Raw genomic sequence first — 2,120 nt, forward strand, 5'->3', positions numbered from 1 at the left:
GCGGGAGGCGCTGCTCGCGCGCGGGGTCCACGGCAACAAGGCGAACGTGGCCACGGCGCGCGAGCTCGCCTGCTGGGTGTGGGCGGTCGGCCTCATGGCCGAGGAGGCGTAGGGGGCGGTCCCCCGCACATAAGCCAGTCACCCCGGAAGCGGTTCGATCCGAAGCCGTTGAGGCGAACCTCAGGTCCCTTTTCTGCGAGCGCCCAGGGCGCCACACGCGTGCACAGACTGTCGGTTCGACGTAGAAGCCTCAGCCGTAGCAACGGATTGCCCAGCGAGAGATCGCCGCGGGCGGATATTAAACTGCAAAGACGAGCGTCGGTAAGACACGCCGAGGTCGCCGCGGACGGGCTGATATAGGGAGAGGGCCTGACCCCATATCGTTGGGGCCAGGCCCGATTTTGCCTCTTGACAATGTCCTGCTCATATTAAAAGGAACGTCCCCAAGTGCCAACTACCCATGTGCCAAGTGTTACGCCGATGTTTTGGCACCGACAGACACTATGACCCAATCCGAGGGCACTAAAAAGACAGGAGCCCCCGCTCGTGACCGCGGGTCGGGGCTGCGACAATGATGTTGAAGTGCCATAGGCGCAGCCGCGCCGCAACGAGGTTGGGAGGCTCCCATGCCAAAGTATTCTACCGCGTTCGGGATGGACGTCCACCTGAGGTCGACCACCGTCTGCGCCCTCGACGCGGACACCGGCGAGGCCGTGACGAGGAGGTTCCCCGGCAACCCCTGGGGCGAGATCGCCGGGTGGATGGATGGGCTCCCCGGGCCGTCGCTCGCGGCCTACGAGAGCGGCTACCTCGGCTTCGCCCCGCAAAGGGAGCTCGCCGGGCTCGGCGTCGAGTGCGTCGTCGCCGCGGTCTCGAAGATCCCCAGGTCGGCCGCCGACTCGGCCTCCAAGAACGACAGGAACGACGCCGCCAGGATGGCCAAGGCGATACTCGCCCACGACATCTCCCCCGTATGGGTCCCCTCCCCCGAGGTCGAAGGCATCAGGGACCTCGCCGGCGCCTACGACGGGGCGACCGCGCGCCTGGCGACCGCCAAGCAGCGGCTGCTCGCCTTCCTCGCAAAGCGGGGGTTCGTCTACGGCGGCACCACGCCCGCCGGCAACCCGAGGAAGTACTGGACCTACGACTTCCTGAGGTGGCTCGACAAGGTCAGGCCGGAGGACGATGGCGGGGTTCGGACGCTCGCCGCCCTGAGGAACGAGGCCGAGGCCGCGGCGGAGGCCCGGGCGGACCTGCTCTCCGAGTACAGGGCCGCCGCGGATGCCAGCCCGATCGCCGCGGAGGTGGCCGCCCTCCAGTCGATCAAGGGCTGCGCCTTCGCGCTGGCCGCGGCCTTCTCGGCCGAGGTCGGCGACTTCACGAGGTTCCGTCCGGAAGGCAGGTCACGGCCTATTTCGGCCTCGCGCCGAGTCAGAGGTCGAGCGCGGACTCCGTGCGGCTCGGAGGCATCAGCGGCGCGGGCAGCGCGCTCGTGAGGAAGCTGGCCGTTGAGGGCTCATGGTGCTACGCCGCGGCACGGCACCAGCCGAAGCTCATGCCGAGGGACACGGGCGTGCCCCTCGAGATAAGGATGCACGGGAGGAAGGGGTCCGAGCGGCTCCTGCGGCGGCGCGAGGAGATGCTCGCCCGCGGCATGCCCGCGGCGAAGGCCAACGCGGCCACCGCGGCCGAGCTCGTGAGGTGGCTCTGGGCCCTCGGCATGATGTGCCGGGAGGGCGCGGAATAGACATAGCCCCCGTCCCGGCGAGCCGGGCGGCCTTCGGGGACACCCCCTATTTCGCTGTGCGCGCGGAGCCCTCCGCATGCGCCTCGACAGACTTGGGGAACCCCGCCGAAGGAATGGAGTGCGGGCCGGCAGAACGGTATCCGCGGATATGAGACTGAGCCGAAGGCGTCGATGACATGCCGGGGGCGGACCGGGACGGGTTAACGGCAGGCCCCGCCGACCGATTGCAAGCGGTCGGCGGGGCCATTGTGGCTCTTGACAGCGGATTGGGTCATATGAGCGAAATCCCGCCAGAGCGAGCAAGGTGCCTTGAAACGAGGCGGCATTGACCTTCTGGTCATGCCGCCGAAGTTGAAAGGCAGATTGCCGCTCT

Annotated in this window: 1 protein-coding gene and 1 pseudogene; both read left to right on the forward strand. The window is 68.2% G+C overall.

All coding sequences use genetic code 11. From position 1 onward, the window contains the following. Window positions 1-653 precede the first annotated feature (653 nt). Window positions 654-1,070 (forward strand): annotated as a pseudogene (locus HMPREF9463_RS11620) (transposase); the annotation flags it as partial. Then, window positions 974-1,747 (forward strand): transposase, encoded by a 774-nt coding sequence (locus HMPREF9463_RS11625; RefSeq protein WP_084591888.1) that lies wholly within the window; start codon window positions 974-976, stop codon window positions 1,745-1,747. The pseudogene HMPREF9463_RS11620 and the gene HMPREF9463_RS11625, both read left to right, overlap by 97 nt. Window positions 1,748-2,120 lie beyond the last annotated feature (373 nt).

This window comes from Collinsella sp. 4_8_47FAA (assembly GCF_000763055.1).
Classification (GTDB): domain Bacteria; phylum Actinomycetota; class Coriobacteriia; order Coriobacteriales; family Coriobacteriaceae; genus Collinsella.